Origin of the sequence: Providencia sp. PROV032, assembly GCF_028484875.1 — a bacterium.
GTDB lineage: Bacteria > Pseudomonadota > Gammaproteobacteria > Enterobacterales > Enterobacteriaceae > Providencia > Providencia rettgeri_E.
Genome location: NZ_JAMPSX010000066.1, coordinates 1 through 1,065, shown reverse-complemented (window position 1 = coordinate 1,065; position 1,065 = coordinate 1). Strand labels below are relative to the sequence as shown.

At 39.0% G+C, this 1,065-nt stretch carries 1 protein-coding gene; it reads right to left on the bottom strand.

Annotated elements, in window-relative coordinates:
- Positions 1-167 precede the first annotated feature (167 nt).
- Complete coding sequence (locus PSF42_RS20595) at positions 168-812, bottom strand: quinolone resistance pentapeptide repeat protein QnrD1 (RefSeq protein ID WP_012634451.1); 645 nt, start codon at positions 810-812, stop codon at positions 168-170.
- Positions 813-1,065: the final 253 nt, after the last annotated feature.

Sequence of the window (1,065 nt, the reverse complement as noted above, 5' to 3'; positions counted from 1 at the left end):
GAAGTGTCGAAAGAAGCCCAACCTAACCAAACTTAGCCAGATTAACGAGCTAAGAGACCATGACCCAATAACTGATCATGGAGAAAAGCAAAGACAAGATGAAGATGTCGCTTCGCTCCGTTTTGATTAGTACCACATTGGGGCATTAGGCGTTTTTTACCTAGATTTTATCGGTGAACAATAACACCTAAACTCTCAACAAGCTGAAGCGCCTGCTCTCCATCCAACTTCACTCCATCTAAATTAATTCGCCTTGCATCAAGCTCGCCAAGCGCCCCACCCGTTAAATCACAACCAGTAAAATCAGCCAAAGACCAATCAAACGATGAAAACTCCCCACAAGAAAGATCGGAGCCACGAAACACGGCGCCAGTTATCACAGTGCCATTCCAGCGATTTTCCCACAGTTCGCACTTTTCTAATATGACTCTAGAAAAATTAGCGTAACTAAGATTTGTCTTGGTTATATAAGCACTACAAAACCATGACCTTGTAGTTATCATATTCATAAAATTAGCCCCTCGAAAATCAGCTCCTTGAGCTAAACACTCACTAATTTCAAGACCTAAGGCGCTAATGTTTTTAAAATTACTCATTGATAAATCGCAGCTTTTAAAGCTAGCGTTTTTTAGTTTGGCTCTATTAAAATCACACCCTTCCAAGCTATTCCTGTCGTAAAAACTACAATCAACAAATTCAGTATCAGTTAAATCAACCCCTGAAAAATCACAATTTGAAAAGGCAATATTTTTAACTCTATTCCCCGTAAATTGATCTCGTGAAAACTTTTCATTGATAAAGTGCTTTTCCATACATGCTACACCTGGTTATTTATACAGTGCAATCATTGTACATTAATTTGAACAACCTTAAACTCTAGCTAAAATTGATTCATACAATCCCTTTTATGTTAAACGGGCGAGTTAGTTAGCAAAAACCTCCCGTTCATCCCCATTAAAGCCCCTCGAAACGATTTTAAGACACGATCACCCTATAAAACACCCAAATCTACGCTGAAAGTTTAGAACGGTTTTGCGGGCTTCTGAGTGCGTTTTTAACATCGTG